This is a genomic window from Erwinia sp. ErVv1, assembly GCF_900068895.1.
Taxonomy (GTDB): Bacteria; Pseudomonadota; Gammaproteobacteria; order Enterobacterales; family Enterobacteriaceae; genus Erwinia.
Map to the genome: position 1 here is coordinate 375,519 of NZ_CDPK01000002.1, position 20,350 is coordinate 395,868.

Here is a 20,350-nt window from a genome sequence, read left to right on the forward strand (position 1 = left end):
TCTGCAAATAAGAAAATGGATGAGCATTGCTACAGCTCAAAAGCCTGAATGTTATTAGGGCTTAACTGGACGTCGTGCTGATGATAACTGCGGATAGACAAGCGGTTTTACTGAAAGCACCTCAAATGCCAGCGGATAGACAAGCGGTTTTATTGAAAGCACTCACGTACAGGCGGAAAGCTAAAAGTTTTTACTGGAAGCAGCCCAGAAGCCTGCGGACAGACAAGCAGTTTTACTGAAAGCAGCTCAGCAGCCTGAGAGGTGGATAATCCCTGCGGGTGACGGGCAATCCGCAGCGCTGCGGCGAAGACGGAGGGCCAGGCGAGGGCAGCAGGGATGCTGCACTCAGGGAGCGGCGGGCAGGGATGCCCGCTCGCGACCGGGCCGTCCGGCCCGGAGTCGGAGACAAAGGCACCACGCGGAGCGTGGCGCGAGGACGCCCGGCAACCGCAGGGATTATCCACCGGCACAGCAGGAATTCCAGCCGCCACAACCCAACGTTAACCGCAGGGATTATCCACCGACACAGCAGAAATTTCAGCCTGCACAACTGACATGCCCCCAGCCGAACAGAAGACTACCCCTAAAGAAAAAGCCCGGTGGACATGGGAATTGTCCACCGGGCTATATCGGTCACCGCAACAGCATAAACAAAAATTATGCGGTCACCAGATCTTCCAGCACGGCTTTCGCGTCAGTCGTGGCTTTAGTTGCCACTTCCGGACCATATGCAATCCCCTCGGCGAAAACAAACTTCACGTCGGACATGCCCAGGAAACCAAGGAACAGCTTCAGATAAGGCGTAAGCAAATCGCTAGGGGTACCCTTGTGGATGCCGCCACGGCTGGAAATAACCACCACCTTCTTACCTGTCACCAGGCCTTCAGGACCATTCTCGCTATAGCGGAACGTCACGCCCGCGCGGGCAACCAGGTCGAAATAGTTTTTTAACTGAGTAGGAATATTGAAATTATACATCGGTGCTGCAATAACAATGGTGTCATGCGCTTTCAGCTCGGCAATCAACTCGTCAGACAAAGACAGCGCTTCCTGCTGGCGCGGGGTCAGTGCAGCATCGGAAGGACGCAGCGCACCGACCAGCTCGCCATCCAGCACCGGGATTGGATTCGCAGCGAGGTCGCGAATGGTAATAGTGTCGCTACCGTGCGCGGCTTTCCACTCTTCAACGAAATGATCGGCCAACTGGTTAGACTGAGAATAACCGGCGAGAATACTGGATTTCAGTACTAATACATTGCTCATGATAATTTCCTGTGTGATACGCGGAACACCTTCCGCTCAATGACATACACTCTATGGACAAACCTCCCTCAGGGATAGTGCAATATTCTGAGGTCAACGTTCGAAATTACTGAACAAGCAAACCACGCACGGACAATGGCTAAGTGTCTGTCTGTGCTACACTACGCAAAATTTTTATCCTGATTAGTCCGCTGTTGACCGGTTCAACGGCAACAGAATGAGCGTGTAAATCCTATGTCAGAAAATCCTCAGTCAGCGCTGGCACTTCTGCTGCCGCGACTCGATTCGCTAATGCTGCGCGATCGCCAGCGTCTGCAAAAGCGCTTCAACGGCGCAAAAAAAATGAAAGAGGCCAGCGCTCAGCAGGCCTTAGCCGACGCGCTGGATGCTGAAATCACCCAGGCTGAACAGAAAATCGCCCAGCGACGCGCGGCGACGCCTGCTATTCGCTACCCGGAAGATCTGCCGGTCAGTCAGAAAAAGGACGAAATAGCAGAAGCCATCCGTCATCATCAGGTAGTGATTGTCGCGGGTGAAACGGGATCGGGTAAAACCACCCAGCTCCCCAAAATCTGTATGGAACTGGGCAGGGGCATCACCGGCCTGATTGGTCATACTCAGCCGCGTCGCCTGGCGGCACGTACCGTCGCCGACCGTATTGCCGACGAGCTGGAAACCACGCTGGGCGGCTGTATTGGGTATAAGGTTCGTTTTAACGACAAGGTCAGCGACACGACTCAGGTCAAGCTGATGACCGACGGGATCCTGCTGGCGGAAATACAGCAGGACCGGCTGCTGATGCAGTATGACACCATCATTATTGATGAGGCGCACGAGCGCAGCCTGAATATTGACTTCCTGCTGGGCTACCTGCGCGAATTACTGCCTAAGCGTCCGGATCTGAAAGTCATCATCACCTCGGCCACCATCGATCCTCAGCGCTTCTCGCGACACTTCCATAATGCACCGGTAATCGAGGTTACGGGCCGCACCTGGCCGGTTGAGGTGCGCTACCGGCCCATCGTTGAGGACGCAGAAGACACCGAGCGGGACCAGCTACAGGCGATTTTTGATGCCGTCGATGAACTTGGCCAGCTCAGCCGCGGAGATATTCTGATCTTTATGAGCGGCGAGCGTGAAATTCGCGACACGGCGGATGCGCTGAACCGGCGCGATCTGCCGCATACGGAAATCCTGCCGCTTTTTGCCCGCTTATCTAACGCCGAGCAGAACCGGGTCTTTCAGTCGCACACCGGACGGCGGATCGTACTGGCGACCAACGTCGCTGAAACCTCGCTGACCGTGCCGGGGATCAAATACGTTATCGATCCCGGTACCGCCCGCATCAGTCGCTACAGCTTTCGCACGAAAGTACAACGGCTGCCGATTGAGCCGGTTTCGCAGGCCTCGGCAAACCAGCGTATGGGCCGCTGTGGGCGCGTGTCGGAAGGGGTCTGCATCCGGCTCTATTCGGAAGATGATTTCCTCAGCCGTCCGGCTTTTACCGACCCGGAAATTTTGCGCACCAACCTGGCATCCGTTATTTTGCAAATGACCGCGCTTGGGCTTGGCGATATCGGCGCCTTCCCGTTTGTGGAAGCGCCCGACAAACGCAATATTCAGGATGGCGTCAAGCTGCTTGAAGAGCTGGGGGCAATTACCCAGAACGAAAATCAGCACTATAAGCTGACCTCATCAGGCCGCTCACTGGCGCAGCTACCGGTCGATCCCCGGCTGGCAAAAATGGTGCTGGAAGCGCAGCGCTACGGCTGTACCCGCGAAGTGATGATCATCGCCTCGGCGTTATCCATTCAAGATCCGCGCGAAAGGCCGGTTGATAAGCAGCAGGCCTCCGATGAAAAACATCGTCGCTTTGCCGACAAGGATTCTGACTTCCTCTCCTTTGTAAACCTGTGGGACTACCTTCAGGAGCAGCAAAAGGCGCTGGGTTCCAGCCAGTTCCGACGCCTGTGCAGGACCGACTATCTCAACTACCTGCGCGTACGTGAATGGCAGGATATCTATACCCAGCTGCGTCAGGTTGTGCGCGAGCAGGGGATCCCGCTCAACACCGAGCCGGGTGATTTTCGCAGCGTTCACACTGCACTACTCACCGGGCTGCTCTCGCATCTGGGGCAGAAGGATGCGGACAAACAGGAGTATACCGGCGCGCGTAATGCCCGCTTTGCCATCTTCCCGGGGTCGGGATTATTTAAAAAACCGCCGAAGTGGACCATGGTGGCAGAACTGGTTGAGACCAGCCGCCTGTGGGGACGCATTGCGGCGCGCATTGAGCCGGAGTGGATTGAGCCGGTCGCCGGGCATCTGATCAAACGCAGCTACAGCGAGCCGCACTGGGAGAAGGCCCAGGGCGCGGTGATGGCCAGCGAAAAGGTTACCCTTTACGGACTGCCGATTGTTGCCGCGCGCAAGGTCAACTATGGTCCGATCGATCCCGTGCTGTCGCGTGAGCTGTTTATTCGCCATGCGCTGGTTGAGGGCGACTGGCAGACGCGCCATACTTTCTTCCGGGCTAATCTGCGGCTGCGCGAGGAGGTGGAAGAGCTGGAACACAAATCGCGTCGCCGCGATATTCTGGTAGATGATGAAACGCTCTATGCGTTTTACGACGGCCGTATCCCCCATGATATTGTCTCTGCGCGCCACTTCGACAGCTGGTGGAAGCAGGCCAGCCGGGAAGAACCCGAGCGGCTAAATTTCGTCAGGGAGATGCTGGTGAAGGAGGGCGCCGACGGCGTCAGCCAGCTGGACTATCCCGATATCTGGCAGCAGGGTGATCTTCGCCTGCGGCTGACCTATCAGTTTGAGCCAGGCCAGGAGGCCGACGGCGTGACGGTGCATATTCCGCTGCCGCTGCTTAATCAGGTCACAGAGGCGGGCTTCGAGTGGCAGATCCCCGGTCTGCGACGCGAGCTGGTGGTGGCGCTGATCAAGTCGCTCCCCAAACCGGTGCGGCGAAATTTTGTTCCTGCCCCTAACTACGCCGATGCGTTTATGGGACGTGCCACCCCGCAGGCGTTACCGCTGCTGGAATCGCTGGAGCGCGAATTTCGCCGCATGAGCGGTATAACCATCGATCGTGAGGCCTGGCAGTGGGACCAGGTACCCGATCATCTGAAAATCACCTTTCGGGTGGTCGATGAAAAAAATCGTAAGCTGGGTGAAGGGCGAAGCCTGACGCAGCTTAAGGATGCGCTGAAGGGCAAGGTCCAGGAAACGCTGGCGGACGTGGCGGATGACGGACTGGAGCAGAGCGGTTTGCAAAGCTGGAGCTTCGGCAACCTGCCGGACCACTTCGAGCAGAAACGCGGCAGCTACAGCGTGAAAGCCTGGCCAGCGCTGGTGGATGAAAAGGAGAGCGTCGGCATTCGTCTTTTTGACAGCCAGCATGCCCAGCAGAAGGCGATGTGGCGAGGTCAGCGCAGGCTGCTGCTGCTCAATATCCCTTCGCCGGTGAAATACCTGCATGAGAAACTGCCCAACAAAGCCAAGCTGGGACTCTACTTCAACCCCTACGGTAAAGTGCTGGAGCTGATTGACGACTGCATTTCCTGCGGCGTTGACCGGCTGATTGCGGAGTTCGGCGGTCCGACCTGGCAGGAAGAGGCCTTCAGCCAGCTTCATGAGCGGGTACGCGCCGGGCTGAATGATACGGTGGTGGATATCGCCAGCAAGGTTGAACAAATCCTGACCTCCGTCTTTACCATTAACAAAAAGCTTAAGGGAAGGGTGGATATGACCATGGCCCTGGCGCTCTCGGATATCAAGGCGCAGATGGGTGGCCTGGTCTACCGCGGTTTCGTGACGCAAAATGGCTGGAAAAGGCTCTCTGATACGCTGAGATATCTGCACGCCATCGAGCGACGTCTCGAAAAGCTGCCGGTGGATCCCCACAGCGATCGCGCCAGAATGCTGAAGGTTGAAAAAATTCAGCAGGCCTGGAGCAGCTGGTACAACAAATTACCTGAAGTCCGGCGCGATGATGAGGAAGTGAAAGACGTTCGCTGGATGATTGAAGAGCTGCGCGTAAGCTACTTTGCTCAGCAGTTGGGAACGCCCTATCCGGTCTCGGAGAAGCGTATCCAGCAGGCGATGGATGACATTTCATCCTGATCGGCGACCCTGCGGGGTCGCGTTTAATTAGTTAAGTCAAATTAATCAATTAAGCGGGAAATAACTGGCCTGCTCTCTACCGTTAGGGCTATAACTTAAGGGAGATCCCCCTTAGGGGCCATTAATGAAAGGAGAGTAATATGAGTTATCCGGATAGCAAATTAGCGGGCATTAGCGGTTTTGCTAAAGCACAAGGTGTGACCGGTGGATGGGCAGGTTCAGTAGTCTATGTTGAAACGCTGGATCAGTTGCAGAAGGCGCTGGAGGATACAACGCCGCGCGTGGTGGTGTTAAACCGTAATATTCGGGCAGACAGCCTGACAAAAGTTTATCTGGGGGCAAATAAAACCCTCGTTGGCTCGTATGAAAACCGCACGCTTAATAATATTCATTTCCGCAGCACGGAAGCCTCCGGGAATATTATTTTTCAAAATCTGGTATTGCAGCACAGCCGTGAGATTAACCAAAACGATGATATTCAGCTCTATCTCAGCCATGGTAATAAATACTGGATCGACCACGTTACCTGGGAAGGTCATGAGTGGGCCGACAGTGACCACAGCACGGATAAGCTGCTGTATATTGGCGCGAAAGCCGACTGGGCGACCGTCAGTAACTGCCTGTTTAAGAATCATCGCTATGGCTTGATTTTTGGCTGGCCGGCTGATGACCAGACGGGTTATGACGGTTTTCCGCATTTGACCGTCTGCCACTGCCATTTTGAAAATGTTTATACCCGTGCGCCCGGCCTGGCCAGGTACGGTTACTTTCATTTCTACAATAACTATATTAATAACTTCGCGCTGGGGTTCACTATTGCCACCGGGGCAAAAATTGTTTCCGAAGCGAATTACTTTGGTGCCGGAAGCGAAAAAAATGGCATGCTTGATGATAAAGGCACCGGAACCTTTACCGACAGCGGAAGTTATCCGGCGCTGCCGAATAAAACGTCGCCGCCGAGCAAGTGGACGCCTTCCTCTAATTACGCTTATGTGGTGAAAACCGCGCAGGAGGCGAAACAGTTTACGACAGAATATGCCGGTGCGCAGAGCGCCAGACTGGTATTTGGCGGCTAACTAACGCATCAGGCACCCGCCGTAAACGTAAGCTTATCTTCAGCAAAAGACGGCGAAATGCCGTTAAAGAGAGCCGCAGGTAAAAAAAAACCTCTCATGTGAGAGGTTTTTTTATTGATGCACACTACTGGGCCAGTGCTTCAAGGCTGTCGCGGAAGGCGGTGACGGCAATTGCGCGGTTGTCGGCAAGATAGCGGTCTTTTGCCGCGGGTGCAGAGCTCTGCACGGCAATCAGCTGCCAGGCATTATTCACCTTCAGCAACAGCGGGGAGCCACTATCCCCTGGCAGAGTATCGCATTGATGCGACAGAACGCTTTTCTGCGCCCAGCCGGTGATTGCACAGTCGGTATGGGCATAAAGCGCGTCGAGATGATCCTCGGGGTAGCCTGCCTGCGTCACCTTACGCTCATCCAGCTTCAGAGCGGCAGTCAGGTCGCTGCGGCTGCCGTCAAAGAGGGGAATCGGCGTGATCCCGGACGGTGGATTATGCAGGATAATCAGCCCGAAGTCGTAGGGGGCGGCAGAAGAGGGAACAATCCAGCCGTCGCCATCTGCTTTCAGTTTCTTACCCAGGGCGGGATCGACACGCGCCTCGATATCGTGGATCTCATAACGCCAGCCGCCTTTGCCATTGGCAATAAAGCGCAGGGCGACGGCTTTGTCGATTTTACCGGGCGGGGCCAGCAGACAGTGGCCGGCCGTCAGGGCCAGGTGGGCAGAAATAAGGGTGGCGCTACAGAGGTTACCGCTGGCGGTTTCGAGCTGGCCGATGGCTTCCCACGGCTGGCTTGCAGCGTTATCAACGGGTTTACGATCGTCTTTACCGAAGAAGAGGGTTTTGACGTCAGCTTCATTAAGCCCGTCATCATCGTCTGCGTGGGCATAGTGCGAAAAGGCGAAACATCCGATTAAAAAGGCAGCAGTTAGGCGCATGTCTCTCTCTGAATGGAGAATTATTGTGAGGTTAGTACCACGTAACAGTAGTAACTATAGACGGATAGTGGCTTAAAAGGGAGATTAATTTGGAATATCAGCACGCTACAGGAGTCAGAGATAGAAGCTGGCGGCAACAACACCGCAGGCAATCATCGTCAGCAGGATAATTTCGAATAAGTAGCGACGAATCATCATCCGATACTCCAGAAAGAAACACCCGGAGGATCCGGGTGTTTTAGTGAGTCAGTATTGAGTGGGAGCGGGCTCCCGCACGACAAATTACGCTTTTTTAGCGACTTTTTTGTGGTGCACTTTTTTAGCAGCCTGAGCTTTCTGTGCTACAGCTTTGTGAGCTGCTTTTTTGTGGTGCACTTTTTTAGCAGCCTGAGCTTTCTGCGCTACAGCTTTGTGAGCTGCTTTTTTGTGGTGAACTTTTTTAGCAGCCTGAGCTTTCTGCGCTACAGCTTTGTGAGCCGCTTTTTTGTGGTGCACTTTTTTAGCGGCCTGAGCTTTCTGCGCTACAGATTTTTTAGCCACTTTTTTGTGGTGCACTTTTTTAGCAGCCTGAGCTTTCTGCGCTACAGCTTTCTTAGCCGCTTTTTTATGTTTTTTATGATGCTTAGTCGTGGTGGTCGTTTTAGCCGGTGCAGCGGTAGTTGCAGCAGGCGTTGCAGCAGCAGTTGTAGTGGTGCTGGCTGGTGCAGCAGTTGTGGTTTCAGCAGCGAAAGCAACTGAAGACATACCCATTGCAGCGGCTACAACCAGAGCAAATAATTTTTTCATTGCAAAACCCTCAAATGTTAGTTCACATGTCAGCCCACTGCGGGGCCGGTAGGAGAACTATATGAGAAGGGACGAAGGCTTTCAGTGAGTGATTGGTATCGGCGTGTAACGGATTGTACAACGGACTTGTACGCATTGTACCAGGGCAGCGTAGGGGTTAGCGGCGGCAGGCGAAAGCAGAAGGGTAGTATACCCTGTTCTGTGCCGCCACAGAACACCGGCTTACATCCTCTCTGGGTGTCTCAGATAAAGAGATGGCGATGGTGCCTGATATAGTCCTGCACGGTCACCTGTGGACGCCCCAGAAGATCCACAACGGTTTCATGGTGGGTAACCTCACCGTAGGCCTGGGTTTCATGACGAAAATAGGTCATCAGCGTGTCGAATTTGTCCCCCATCATTTCACGCAGCGGGCCTTCCTCATCCACAAAGGTTACCTGTTCTCCCAGTTCCTCAGTGAGGATACCGGCGATTTGCGGGTAATTATAACGTTGGGCCGCGGTAAGGACGTACTCGCGACCGATGTGATCTTCAACTGAACCGCGCAGAAGCCTGGCGGCGACCTCGCTGATATCACCCTCAGAAACCCACATTCTGGAGGCATCGGTAACCGCAGGCATGGCAAGCTGACGATGTTTTTTCACCTCCGGCGCGAGAAACCAGGGGAGGTTGAACATGATCCAGGCGGGGACGTTCAGAAAGGTGACGGGAAGCCCGCTTGCTACCAGTAGCGGCTTAGCAATAACGTGCAGATTTGCCCCACAGCGCGTCGCGAGGAATTCAGGCGACAGCCGATCGGCGGTCAACCCATCCGGGATAGCGATCAGACGGACAATCTGCTCAATATCGCCAACTGACTGCGCCGCACTAATTATGTTAGGCGTGACGAGGTGCTCATCGGTGTAAAAATCAGGTGTGGCGACGAAAACCCGGTTAACGCCCTGCATAGCCTTAACAAGGCTCTCGCGATCGTACCAGTCAGCGATGACCACTTCAGCATGGGGAAAACGCGCTTTAAGACGGTCATAACCACTTCTGCGGCTGCTGGCGACGCGTAACGTTACCTGGGGATCCGAGGCCAGCGCATCTGCTGTAAGCTGTCCAAGATTTCCTGTCGCGCCCAGGATTAATATCCTGCTCATTTTTCGTCTCCTTAATAAGGTTTGTCAGACGGTGGATGGTTTTAACTTAGCCAGTCGTTGCTATATACTAAGAGTACATAAACAGGCGAAAATTATCTACCTTTGGTATATAACTATGTCAGACAGCACCCCGAAAGGATCGGAAATGCCCCTGGAGACCCGCCAGCGATGGAGCCGCGAAGAGCGTTATAATCAGTTAATCTCCAGAGCCTGGCAGATTATTAAGTGCGAAGGGACCGACGCATTAACGCTTGGGCATCTTGCAGAATCAGCAGCAGTATCAAAACCTGTGGTTTACAGCCACTTTAAAACCCGGCAGGCGCTGCTTGGCGCGCTCTATCTGGCATTTGTGGAAAAGCAGAATGACATGATCGACCGGGCGCTGTTTACCAGCGATGACACACTGGATGATAAAGCTCAGATTATCGCCAGCGCACATATTGACTGTGTTCTGGCGCAGGGGCGTGAAATACCCGGGCTGGAAGCGGCGCTGCTTGGCTCACCGGAGCTGGAATCGCTGCGGCTGAATGCGGAAGAGGCCTATATTGAGAAGTGCCGTCTGGCGCTGGCACCTTTTCACCGCGCGGGGGGCCTTAAAAAAGTGACGCTGTGTGCGATATTCGGCGCGGCCAACGGCCTGGCTTACTACGTCTCATCCGGTAAACTCGCCCGCGATGAGGCGCAGCAGGAACTCTGTCTGACAATAATGGCAATGGTTCGGCGATAAGGGCGAACAAAGCGGCACCGCGACTGCGGTGGCCGCTTAACTCAAGGCTCAGAGGCCGTTCAGGTAGCGATTTTCCAGATGCTCACGGAACCACCGTGGGTTAAGGTCTTCTCCGGTGGCATTTTCAATCAGCTGCCGGGTAGTGAAACGGCTGCCGTGCTGCCAGATATTTTGTGAAAGCCAGTCAAATACCGGCTGAAGGTTGCCCTCGCGGATCAGCTCGCTCACCTGCGGCAGGGCTTTTTTAACGCCCTGGAACAATTGTGCCGCGTACATTGCGCCGAGCGTATAGGTAGGGAAGTAGCCAAAGGCGCCATCGGTCCAGTGAATATCCTGCATACAGCCGTCACGGTAGTTTCCTGTGGTATCCAGCCCCAGCAGTGCCTGCATTTTTTCCTGCCACAGGGTCGGGATATCCCTGACCTCAACCTCACCCGCAATCAGCGCACGCTCAATCTCATAGCGCAGGATGACGTGGGCGGGATAGCTCACCTCGTCGGCATCGACGCGAATCAACCCCGGCTTCACCCGCTGATTCAGGGCGATAAAGTTTGCGGATTCCAGCGCAGGCCCGTCACCCAGCAGCTGCTTAACGTGTGGCAGCAGCAGGCTGAGAAACTCGGCACTGCGTCCCAGCTGTTTCTCAAAAAACAGGCTCTGCGACTCGTGGATAGCGGTTGAGCGGGCGAGGGCGACCGGCTGACCTGCCCACTGCTTCGGCAGATTTTGCTCGTAGCGTGCGTGACCGGTTTCGTGGATCACGCCCATCATCGCGCTGATAAACTCATTTTCGTTGTAGCGGGTGGTAATGCGAACGTCTTCGGGAACGCCGCCACAGAAGGGATGACTGCTGACATCCAGGCGGCCAGCGTTGAAATCGAAGCCCAGCTGTTTCATTACTGCCAGAGCAAGGTGCTTCTGCGACTCGACGGCGAACGGGCCTGGCGGCACCGCGACCTGCTCCCGCGACTGTTTTTCAACGATGCGCTGGAGCAGTTCCGGCAGCCAGCTCTTGATGTCGCCGAAGGTTTTATCCAGTTTGGCGCTGGTCATACCTGGTTCAAAGACATCCAGCAGCGCATCATAGCGGGAACAGCCGTTGGCCTGGGCGCGAATTTCAGCTTCCTCGCGGCTTAGCCTGACCACCTCCTGTAAATTTTCAGCAAAACCCTGCCAGTCATTGGCAGGACGCTGTTGACGCCAGGCATGTTCACAGCGCGAACCGGCGATGGATTTAGCCTCTACCAGTGAGGCGGGAAGCAGCGCGGCCTGCTGATATGCACGGCGCATCTCAAACAGATTGGCCTGTTCGACATCGTTGAGCGGGGTCTGTTCGGCCTCATCCAGCCACTGCCCCACCTGCTTTGCGGTCAGGATTTCATGCTGAAGGACGCTTAGCTCAGCCAGTGCGGCACCGCGTGGGGCACTGCCGCCCGGCGGCATCATGGTCATCATATCCCATCCGGCGATGGCAGAAAGATGGCCAAAGCGGGAGAGGCGGGTAAAGGTTTTTGTCAGATTCTCATAGGCACTGGACATGGGATTCCTTGCTATCAACAGGCGCCGTCAGGCAGCGCGGGGAGGCGATAAGGGTAGATCAACGGGCCAGCAAAAGCGAACGCTGGCGCCGCCAAGTGGGCTGGCATCAATCACCACGTAGCCGCCAAATGCCTGTGCGACCGAGTGCACGATAGCCAGTCCAAGGCCACAGCCGCCCGTCGCGCGGTCGCGGCTGGGATCAAGGCGGACAAAGGGTTCAAATACCCGCTCCCGTTCGTCAGGAGGAATACCGGGACCGTCATCCTCCACCTGCAGACAGGCGGTATTGCCGTCAAACCACAGCCCGACGCGCAGACGCTGACCGGCATAGCGCAGCGCGTTATTCACCAGGTTATCCAGAACGCGCTCCATCAGGCGGGCATCAGCCACGCCGTGGTTTTGCCGCTGTGGCGTATCCAGCTCAATCTCCACCTCAGGATGAACGGATCGAATATCATCAAGACGTTCAGCCAGCCACTCAGCGAGATCCAGCGACTGCAAATTTAAATCTACCTTTGGACGATCGAGCCGCGCGTAGGTCAGCAGCTCCTCGATCAGCGCTTCCAGCTGGCCAATATCGCGATTTAGCGCCGACGCCTCGGCATCGGTCAGATTATCGCTCATCTCCAGCCGGTAGCGCAGCCGCACCAGCGGCGTGCGCAGCTCATGGGCAATCCCGTCAATCAGCTGCTTCTTACTGGCAACCAGCGTGTTGATGTTATCCGCCATCTGGTTAAAGGCCACGCCCAGCCTCAACAGGCTGGAGGCGCTGTCGAAATGGATGCGTTCATCCAGATGCCCCTGACCAAAGCGCTGTGCGGCCGACTCCAGCCGCAGCATGTCTTTCCAGTGTGGCCGCATCCAGATAAACACCGGCAGCGCCAGCGAAATGCCGATGAAGGCCAGCAGCACAATGTCCAGAATGCGCATCTCATGCAGGAAAAAGAGATAGGGGATAGGGCCGACGGCCAGCACGTAATGGCTGCGCGGAATATGCTGCAAAAAGGTGTATTCATCATCCAGCGCCACGATTTCACCGGCGCGCAGGCGGCGCAGGGTAGTCGGGTCGAGCTGATATTTGCTCATCGGCTCAATATGCAGCTTAAACGACAGGTTCAGCTCCAGATTATCAATGGTCTTGTTCCAGTCGCGCGGCGGGATCTCCCGCAGCTCACTGCGCATCAGATAGAGCGAGCTTTTCATCAAATCATCCATCGACTCGCGACCGGCCCGCTCGGCGGTAAATTTGTAGACCAGACCAACCAGCATCGCCATCACCAGAAAGCAGACGAACAGCAGCAGATAGAACTGGATAAAAAGCTTTTTCATTCTGCATCCCAGGCGTGTGGTGCAAACAGATATCCTTTATTACGAATCGTTTTGATTCGGTAAGGTTCCGTCGCGCTGTCCAGCAGCTTTTTGCGCAGGCGGGAAATGGCGACGTCAATGCTGCGATCCATACCGTCATAGCTGACGCCGCGCAGCGTTTTCAGCAGGGCGTCTCGGTTCAGCGTACTACCTGCATGCGTAGCCAGCTCCCAGAGTAAATCAAAGTCGGCGGTAGAGAGGGCGACAATCTCGCCGCCGAGCATCACCTGTCGGTTTAGCGGATCAATAGAGAGCGTGCCGAAGCGCAGCGCCTTTTGACCGGTTTGCGCCGGCGCAATATCGTCGCTCTGGGTGGACACACCCGCCTGACGCAGATGCAGCCGCAGGCGCGCCAGCAGAACGGCGGGCGGGGTGGTCTTCAGAATGTAGTCATTGGCGCCCATTTCGAGCGACAAAATATGGTTCATATCACTGTCCAGCGACGTCAGCAGCACAATGGGGCCTGACCAAATCTTGCTGGTACGCAGATCGCGGCACAGCGTCATCCCATCCTTGCCCGGCAGCATGATGTCCAGCATCACCAGGTCAGGGTTGGCCTCGGCGATAGTGGCTTCGGCGCGGTCGCCCCGACTTTCCACAATCACCTCAATGTCATGACGGTTAAGATAAGCGGCAATCAGCTCGCCAACGTCCTGATCGTCTTCAACAAATACTATTCTGTTCATAGGTTTTTTTATCTGAAGAGGGAAAGTAAGATTACCCAATGTTTACCGTGACTACTATTACCCGCTGCTAAATAATGCTGGATATATAGTATATCCCCCTTAAAATATGCCATTATATTAGCAGGGTTGTTCTGACAACTTATCGGATAACACGTACCAGAGAAAGGAGCATAAAGGGTGTCGGATAAAGAGCAGGTTTCTGCGCTGCACAGTAACCATATCTGCCTGAATTATACGGATTTTCTCTCCGCATCCTGTAAAAAACGCTGGAGCTTCGTCGACGCCATTTATGGGGTGATGCCTATCTTCGGCATGGTGACGAAAAACTCGCCCGATCTGCCCACCGCGCCTTCTGAAAGACTTAAGGCCCTGGCGTTACAGATCATTTCTACCCAGGTCAGTGACGAAATTAACATCGCCCGATTGATAACCCTTGCTGAACAACAGCATATCAATGCCTTCGATATTTTGCTGCCCTATACGCTATCCGATCAGCAGCTTGACGCGATCCGTATGGAGTACGTCAAACCGCTTAACCTTAACCAGCAGAATGACTGCTTAACGGTAAGGGTACCCGCCTTATCCCATTAATGCATCAGCGTCCACAGGGCAGGGGCTGAACCTGCCATCAGCAGCACGATGGCCACCCTTTCCATGCCGTTGAGATTTTTCTCCGCGCGACCGCCACGCCGGGCGAACATAAACAGCAATACGCCCGGAGCGTACAGCACGACCGACAGCAGCAGATGCAGCGGGCCAGAGGCATACAGCAGCCAGATGCCATAGGCCGTAGCCCCCACGGCAATGGCGGTCACCATCGGCCTGTTTAGCGATCGAGAGACCTTTATCAGATACATTCCCACCAGCAGATAGGGCACCAGAATCATTTCAGACGCGATATTCAGCAGGGTGTTGTAATCCGAATGGGTGAGCCAGATCAGGATCAGGCAAATCTGTACGCTGCTATTGGTGAGCCAGAGTGAGGCAGAGGGCGCACCACGCGCATTTTGCTTCGCCAGCGAGCGCGGAAAGGCACCCTGTCCGGCAGCCAGCATAGGCACTTCGGCCGCCATGATCGTCCAGCTCAGGTAGGCGCCGCAGACGGACACCACCAGCCCGACGGCAATGACCACGTCTCCCCAGGAACCGATCAGCCGCGTCATCAGACCCGCCATCGAAGGGTTACGCATCTGTGCCAGCTCGGCACGGGGCACAATACCCAGAGAGAGCAGTGTCACCAGCAGGTAGACCAGCAGGGCGGTTGTCACCGCCAGCAGCGTTGCCCGGCCCACGTCTTTTTTGTTGCGCGCGCGCGCAGAAACCACCACCGCCCCTTCAACGCCGATAAAGACCCACAGGGTAATCAGCATGGTGTCCTTCACCTGCTGCCAGACCGGCTTGCCGAGCTGAATGCCGCTAAAATCCAGCCTGAAACAGTCAAGCTTAAACGCCACTACCGCCAGCACGATAAACAGCCCCAGCGGGATAAGTTTGCCCAGGGTTGCCACCAGATTGATGCTGGCCGCCGTCTGCACGCCGCGCAATACCAGCCAGTGAACCAGCCACAGCAGCAGGGACGCGCCCAGCACCGCCTGCCAGGTATTGCCATCGCCAAAGACGACGTGTCCCGGCGAATCGGTAAAAAAGCTCAGCGCTGAAAAGACGATGACCAGATAGGAGACATTGGCGATAACCGCGCACAGCCAGTATCCCCAGGCGGAGCAGAAGCCCACCAGCTCCCCAAAGCCCTCCCGGGCATAGGTATAGATACCGCCGTCCAGTTCCGGTTTGATGCGGGTAAGCAGCAGTAGCGTCAGGGAAAGCAGAATAATTCCCACGCCGGTTATCGCCCAGCCAATCAGCAGCGCGGCCGGGCTGGCTACGGCCGCCATATTTTGTGGCAGGCTGAATACGCCAGCGCCGAGCATTGAACTGAGTACCAGCGCCGTAAGGGCGGTAAGACCTAATTTTTTGTCCAAAAAATCGTCCCAATAGCAGAATAAAAAACCATGTTCAGCCTGATGTTGCGATTTTGAGCGACCTGGGCGCAGCAAAAACGGCGTTTTCATCTGAAACTGGCTGGCGATTTTACGGAGTGAGGGGGGGAGATGCAATGAGACCGAGGGTGAAAGGTGCGTTTTTATGCATAATACATGCGAAAATTATGCAATAAAAAGTAAAGACGGCGGAGCCGCCGTCTTTACCTGATGAAATTATTTAAACAGATCGGCCGAAACGGTCAGGTTACCACCGCTCTGATTCGACCACTGGCGGGTGATGTGATAATACTTCGCCCCTTTAGCGATCGCGGCACGGCCTACCGCTTCTGAAATTTCAGTCGGAGTACCGAAGTGGCCGGTGAAGGTAACGCTGTCATAGGGCTGCATCTGTGCGGCGGTAATGGCGCTCACTTCCTGTACGCTTTTACCTTCCGGCGTTCTGACGGTATAGCGTTCGCCGGTAGATGACTGGGTTTCATAGAAACGGCCAACCTTGTTACTTGGCGTTTCAGAAGAGGCAACGCCTGGGATCTGTACGGTTTTAGCGGCCGCGCCACCTGCTGCCAGGGCGGCTTTACCTGCCTGAGAATCCGCTGGCACCGCATCCGGAGACTGTACCCGACGGGCTGGCGCATCTTTCTTGTAAATATAGGCCGTTATGTACTGATTGCCACCGCTGTTCGCATCGACCTGACGGACGATAAAGAACGAGGCCGCGCCTTTTTTAGTGGCTGCTTTGGTAATGGCATCATTTACATCGGGCTGGCTGCGATAGAAGCCGCTGATGGAAACGGTATCATAGGGCTCAAGCCGGTAGGCTTCAGATTTGGTCAGCTCACGGACGCCGTTAATAATGCGGTCTCTGTTTTTAACCGCAACCGGTGCGTTGGCATGGTAGAGATCCGCCACGACGCGCCAGTTACCGCCATTGCCGTTGGTATCGTTAATTCCCTGAATAATATAGGAAGCAGCGCCCAGTTCATCAGCACGTTTTGAGACGGCTGCACTGGCTTCATTGATCGCATTAAAACGACCCGACAGGGCAATACGGTCAAATGGTTTCAGCGAGGCTGCCTTTTCTGGGGTCAGCTCCTGTGCCGCATGCGCGGTTAATGATATGAGCGACAGCAGGGCTGATGCCAGAATGGTGTTCTTCAGCTTCATAGAAATAATCCTTCGCCTTACGCAAAAAATGAGTACAAAAACGTGCTGGACTCTTGATGTGTAACAGATTAGCAGCCGATTATTGCATGTAATAATACGTTCTGTCTCAGCCATTTTGAGCGAAAGCGCATCGCGGGCTTCTCCCTCTAAAATAATAATTAGAGCGCGAGGTAAAATCCCCCTTCTCAAACGGGCTTTACCGCAAATAGTGGTAATTGTTACCGGTAATCAGGTTAATTCATTGTTAAATCTTATTTTTTAGACGTTAAATTTACGATCTAATCGTGGGCAAGCCAGCACAGTCTGCCTTATAAACGCGTAAATTCAGTCGGTAAATAGCGTTTTTCGTACTTGCCTCTGAATTTTTATATGAAATCATCAGAAACCCTCGGGTACTGGCTGGATCGCGGGACATAATTTCAGTAGTTTATAAACAGTTTGATACAGTTCCTTTTATGGCCTGCGGGCCATGACTGACCGAACTCACCATCATCCCCATTGTTGATGAAAGGGAATATTATGTTAATCGGAATACCCAGAGAACGATTGCCCAACGAAGCGCGAGTCGCTGCCACGCCGAAGACGGTTGAGCAGCTGCTGGCGCTGGGTTTCAGCGTTGTGGTAGAGAACGGGGCCGGCAAACTGGCCAGCTTTGATGATGCTGCCTTTGTTGCCGCCGGTGCCACCCTTGGTGATACGCACGCAGCCTGGCAGGCTGACATCGTGCTTAAGGTGAATGCGCCAAACGACGAAGAGATATTGCTAACGCGTGAGGGCAGTACGCTGGTCAGTTTTATCTGGCCTGCGCAGAACCCGGCCCTGCTGGAGAAGCTGGCGGCCCGTCATGTCACCGTGATGGCAATGGACGCCGTGCCGCGCATCTCGCGTGCGCAGTCGCTGGACGCGCTCAGCTCGATGGCGAATATTGCTGGTTATCGTGCGATTGTCGAGGCGGCTCATGAGTTTGGTCGCTTCTTTACCGGGCAGATCACCGCCGCCGGTAAGGTGCCGCCCGCCAAAGTCATGATTATTGGCGCAGGCGTGGCCGGTCTGGCCGCCATTGGCGCCGCAGGGAGCCTGGGCGCCATCGTCCGTGCCTTCGATACCCGCCCGGAAGTGAAAGAACAGGTACAGAGCATGGGTGCCGAATTCCTCGAGCTCGATTTTGAGGAAGAGGCCGGCAGCGGCGATGGCTATGCCAAAGTGATGTCCGAAGCCTTTATTAAAGCTGAGATGGCGCTCTTCGCCGCTCAGGCAAAAGAGGTGGATATTATTGTCACCACGGCGCTGATCCCGGGCCGGCCGGCACCGAAGCTGATCACCGCTGAGACGGTCGCCCTGATGAAGCCCGGCAGCGTTATCGTCGACCTTGCTGCCCAGACCGGCGGTAACTGTGAGCTGACCGTTGCCGATCGGGTTACCACCACGGATAACGGCGTGAAGATTATCGGCTATACCGATCTGCCCAGCCGACTGCCCACACAGTCCTCCCAGCTGTATGGCACTAACCTGGTGAATCTGCTCAAGCTGCTCTGTAAAGAGAAAAACGGCGAAATTAACGTCGATTTTGACGACGTGGTTATTCGCGGTGTTACGGTGATCCGCGCGGGGGAAGTGACCTGGCCTGCACCGCCGATTCAGGTCTCTGCGGCACCGAAAGCCGCCCCTGCTGCTGCCCGCGCGCCGGAAAAGGAGGAAGCACAGCCCGCTTCTCCGCTGCGTAAATATGCGCTTTTTGCCCTGGCCATTATCCTGTTTGGCTGGTTTGCCAACGTGGCACCTCCCGCATTCCTCTCGCACTTTACCGTCTTTGCGCTCTCCTGCGTGGTCGGTTACTACGTGGTCTGGAACGTCAGCCACGCGCTGCACACTCCGCTGATGTCCGTCACCAATGCCATATCGGGCATTATTGTGGTGGGCGCGGTGCTGCAAATTGGACACGGCGGCTGGGTCAGCTTCCTCTCCTTTATCGCCGTGCTGATTGCCAGCATAAATATCTTCGGTGGTTTCACCGTCACTCAGCGCATGCTGAAAATGTTTCGTAAGAACTAAGGGATAATCAATGTCTGGCGGATTAGTTACTGCAGCATACATTGTTGCCGCAATTCTTTTTATATGCAGCCTTGCCGGGCTGTCGAAACATGAAACGTCCAAACAGGGGAACCTGTTCGGCATCAGCGGAATGGCCATTGCGCTGCTGGCAACCATACTGGGGCCGGACAGCGGTAGCGTGGGCTGGATCATCGTCGCGATGATTATTGGCGGCACCCTCGGGATCCGTCTGGCGAAGAAGGTTGAAATGACCGAGATGCCGGAGCTGGTGGCGATTTTGCACAGCTTTGTGGGCCTCGCCGCGGTGCTGGTCGGCTTTAACAGCTACCTCGATCATGCCCCCGGTATGGATACCGTGCTGGAAAATATTCATCTTACCGAAGTCTTTATTGGCATCTTTATCGGTGCGGTAACCTTCACCGGTTCAATCGTGGCGTTTGGCAAACTTCGGGGCAAAATCTCTTCACGTCCCCTGATGCTGCCTCACCGTCACAAGCTTAATCTGCTGGCGCTGGTAGTATCGCTGTGCCTGCTGATTATCTTTGTGCGCACTGACAGCACGGCGACGCAGGGCTTTGCGCTGGTGGTAATGACCCTGATTGCGCTGGCCTTCGGCTGGCATCTGGTGGCCTCCATCGGTGGCGCAGATATGCCGGTAGTGGTGTCAATGCTGAACTCCTACTCGGGCTGGGCGGCAGCGGCGGCAGGCTTTATGCTGAGCAACGACCTGCTGATTGTCACCGGGGCGCTGGTAGGCTCCAGCGGGGCGATCCTCTCTTACATTATGTGTAAAGCGATGAACCGTTCGTTTATCAGCGTGATTGCGGGTGGCTTTGGTACTGACAGCAGCTCAACCGGTGAAAGCGACGAACAAGGCGAATACCGTGAAATCGACGTGCAGGGCACCGCTGAGCTGTTGAAAAACTCCAGCACGGTCATTATTACCCCCGGCTACGGGATGGCCGTGGCGCAGGCCCAGTACCCGGTAGCTGAAATCACCGCTAAGCTGCGCGCCCTCGGCGTGAAGGTGCGGTTTGGTATTCACCCCGTAGCGGGCCGCCTTCCGGGTCATATGAACGTTCTGCTGGCTGAAGCGCGCGTCCCCTATGACATCGTGCTGGAGATGGATGAGATCAACGACGATTTCAGCGATACCGACACGGTGCTGGTCATTGGCGCTAACGACACGGTAAACCCGGCTGCGCAGGACGATCCTCGCAGCCCCATTGCAGGGATGCCGGTGCTGGAGGTGTGGAAGGCGCATAACGTGGTGGTGTTTAAACGCTCAATGAATACCGGCTATGCCGGTGTGCAGAACCCGCTATTCTTTAAAGAGAATACGCAGATGCTGTTCGGCGATGCTAAAGCCACGGTTGAAGCCATTCTGAAAGCGCTGTAGCGGGCAGGGTGCGGGATGCATTCACCTGGCGTGGATGCATTTAACCACTTTACCTGCGTATTAACGCGTCACAGCAGCTT

General features: G+C 55.2%; 15 protein-coding genes. 6 read left to right on the forward strand and 9 right to left on the reverse strand.

Annotation, left to right across the window (positions count from 1 at the left end):
- Positions 1-657 precede the first annotated feature (657 nt).
- The gene (locus tag A1830_RS03240; RefSeq protein ID WP_067701672.1) at positions 658-1,263 is read right to left on the reverse strand and encodes an FMN-dependent NADH-azoreductase; all 606 of its coding nucleotides are present in this window, start codon (positions 1,261-1,263) and stop codon (positions 658-660) included.
- Between the two features lie 234 nt (positions 1,264-1,497).
- Here A1830_RS03240 and hrpA point away from each other — a divergent pair, with 234 nt between their 5' ends.
- Complete coding sequence (gene hrpA / locus A1830_RS03245) at positions 1,498-5,397, forward strand: ATP-dependent RNA helicase HrpA (RefSeq protein ID WP_067701675.1); 3,900 nt, start codon at positions 1,498-1,500, stop codon at positions 5,395-5,397.
- A 140-nt stretch (positions 5,398-5,537) separates the two neighbouring features.
- Positions 5,538-6,473 carry a pectate lyase family protein gene (locus tag A1830_RS03250; RefSeq protein WP_067701677.1) on the forward strand — a complete coding sequence of 312 codons (936 nt, stop codon included), beginning with the start codon at positions 5,538-5,540 and terminating at the stop codon, positions 6,471-6,473.
- A 124-nt stretch (positions 6,474-6,597) separates the two neighbouring features.
- Here A1830_RS03250 and A1830_RS03255 read toward each other — a convergent pair whose 3' ends face one another.
- From A1830_RS03255 to A1830_RS03265, 3 genes are all read right to left on the reverse strand, one after another.
- Positions 6,598-7,407, reverse strand: a complete 810-nt coding sequence (locus tag A1830_RS03255) for a trypsin-like serine peptidase (RefSeq protein ID WP_067701693.1) — start codon at positions 7,405-7,407, stop codon at positions 6,598-6,600.
- Between the two features lie 282 nt (positions 7,408-7,689).
- On the reverse strand, positions 7,690-8,193 hold the full coding sequence (gene asr, locus A1830_RS21090; protein ID WP_073980945.1) for an acid resistance repetitive basic protein Asr: 504 nt from the start codon (positions 8,191-8,193) through the stop codon (positions 7,690-7,692).
- Between the two features lie 242 nt (positions 8,194-8,435).
- Entirely contained in the window at positions 8,436-9,335 is a 900-nt protein-coding gene (locus A1830_RS03265; RefSeq protein WP_067701696.1) for an NmrA family NAD(P)-binding protein, read from the reverse strand.
- A gap of 145 nt (positions 9,336-9,480) precedes the next feature.
- On the opposite strand from A1830_RS03265, the gene A1830_RS03270 reads away from it, so the two are divergent.
- Entirely contained in the window at positions 9,481-10,062 is a 582-nt protein-coding gene (locus A1830_RS03270) for a TetR/AcrR family transcriptional regulator (protein ID WP_156484928.1), read from the forward strand.
- A 48-nt stretch (positions 10,063-10,110) separates the two neighbouring features.
- On the opposite strand, the gene A1830_RS03275 is transcribed toward A1830_RS03270, so the two are convergent.
- From A1830_RS03275 to rstA, 3 genes are read right to left on the reverse strand one after another with little or no spacing between them, the layout of a single operon-like run.
- Positions 10,111-11,601, reverse strand: coding sequence for a carboxypeptidase M32 (locus A1830_RS03275; RefSeq protein ID WP_067701701.1), 1,491 nt, complete (start codon positions 11,599-11,601; stop codon positions 10,111-10,113).
- 27 nt (positions 11,602-11,628) lie between these two features.
- Positions 11,629-12,930, reverse strand: coding sequence for a two-component system sensor histidine kinase RstB (gene rstB, locus A1830_RS03280; RefSeq protein WP_067701703.1), 1,302 nt, complete (start codon positions 12,928-12,930; stop codon positions 11,629-11,631).
- Positions 12,927-13,655, reverse strand: coding sequence for a two-component system response regulator RstA (rstA, locus tag A1830_RS03285; RefSeq protein ID WP_067701706.1), 729 nt, complete (start codon positions 13,653-13,655; stop codon positions 12,927-12,929). The genes rstB and rstA overlap by 4 nt, the downstream gene beginning before the upstream one ends.
- Before the next feature lie 177 nt (positions 13,656-13,832).
- On the opposite strand from rstA, the gene A1830_RS03290 reads away from it, so the two are divergent.
- Entirely contained in the window at positions 13,833-14,246 is a 414-nt protein-coding gene (locus A1830_RS03290) for a hypothetical protein (RefSeq protein ID WP_067701709.1), read from the forward strand.
- Here A1830_RS03290 and A1830_RS03295 read toward each other — a convergent pair.
- Positions 14,243-15,634: an amino acid permease gene (locus A1830_RS03295; RefSeq protein WP_067702217.1), complete on the reverse strand. Its 1,392-nt coding sequence runs from the start codon at positions 15,632-15,634 to the stop codon at positions 14,243-14,245. The genes A1830_RS03290 and A1830_RS03295 overlap by 4 nt on opposite strands.
- Positions 15,635-15,868: 234 nt before the next feature.
- The gene (gene ydgH, locus A1830_RS03300) at positions 15,869-16,819 is read right to left on the reverse strand and encodes a DUF1471 family protein YdgH (RefSeq protein WP_067701712.1); all 951 of its coding nucleotides are present in this window, start codon (positions 16,817-16,819) and stop codon (positions 15,869-15,871) included.
- Between the two features lie 519 nt (positions 16,820-17,338).
- Between ydgH and pntA the strand changes: the two genes are divergently transcribed.
- Both pntA and pntB read left to right on the forward strand, forming a co-directional pair.
- Positions 17,339-18,871 (forward strand): Re/Si-specific NAD(P)(+) transhydrogenase subunit alpha, encoded by a 1,533-nt coding sequence (gene pntA, locus A1830_RS03305; RefSeq protein WP_067701714.1) that lies wholly within the window; start codon positions 17,339-17,341, stop codon positions 18,869-18,871.
- 10 nt (positions 18,872-18,881) lie between these two features.
- On the forward strand, positions 18,882-20,270 hold the full coding sequence (pntB, locus tag A1830_RS03310; protein WP_067701716.1) for a Re/Si-specific NAD(P)(+) transhydrogenase subunit beta: 1,389 nt from the start codon (positions 18,882-18,884) through the stop codon (positions 20,268-20,270).
- Positions 20,271-20,350 lie beyond the last annotated feature (80 nt).

Bases quoted from the DNA above. Each gene is read 5' to 3' on its own strand.
- A1830_RS03240 (WP_067701672.1), bottom strand. From the start codon at position 1,263: ATGAGCAATGTATTAGTACTGAAATCCAGTATTCTCGCCGGTTATTCT.
- hrpA (WP_067701675.1), top strand. From the start codon at position 1,498: ATGTCAGAAAATCCTCAGTCAGCGCTGGCACTTCTGCTGCCGCGACTC.
- A1830_RS03250 (WP_067701677.1), top strand. From the start codon at position 5,538: ATGAGTTATCCGGATAGCAAATTAGCGGGCATTAGCGGTTTTGCTAAA.
- A1830_RS03255 (WP_067701693.1), bottom strand. From the start codon at position 7,407: ATGCGCCTAACTGCTGCCTTTTTAATCGGATGTTTCGCCTTTTCGCAC.
- asr (WP_073980945.1), bottom strand. From the start codon at position 8,193: ATGAAAAAATTATTTGCTCTGGTTGTAGCCGCTGCAATGGGTATGTCT.
- A1830_RS03265 (WP_067701696.1), bottom strand. From the start codon at position 9,335: ATGAGCAGGATATTAATCCTGGGCGCGACAGGAAATCTTGGACAGCTT.
- A1830_RS03270 (WP_156484928.1), top strand. From the start codon at position 9,481: ATGCCCCTGGAGACCCGCCAGCGATGGAGCCGCGAAGAGCGTTATAAT.
- A1830_RS03275 (WP_067701701.1), bottom strand. From the start codon at position 11,601: ATGTCCAGTGCCTATGAGAATCTGACAAAAACCTTTACCCGCCTCTCC.
- rstB (WP_067701703.1), bottom strand. From the start codon at position 12,930: ATGAAAAAGCTTTTTATCCAGTTCTATCTGCTGCTGTTCGTCTGCTTT.
- rstA (WP_067701706.1), bottom strand. From the start codon at position 13,655: ATGAACAGAATAGTATTTGTTGAAGACGATCAGGACGTTGGCGAGCTG.
- ydgH (WP_067701712.1), bottom strand. From the start codon at position 16,819: ATGAAGCTGAAGAACACCATTCTGGCATCAGCCCTGCTGTCGCTCATA.
- pntA (WP_067701714.1), top strand. From the start codon at position 17,339: ATGTTAATCGGAATACCCAGAGAACGATTGCCCAACGAAGCGCGAGTC.
- pntB (WP_067701716.1), top strand. From the start codon at position 18,882: ATGTCTGGCGGATTAGTTACTGCAGCATACATTGTTGCCGCAATTCTT.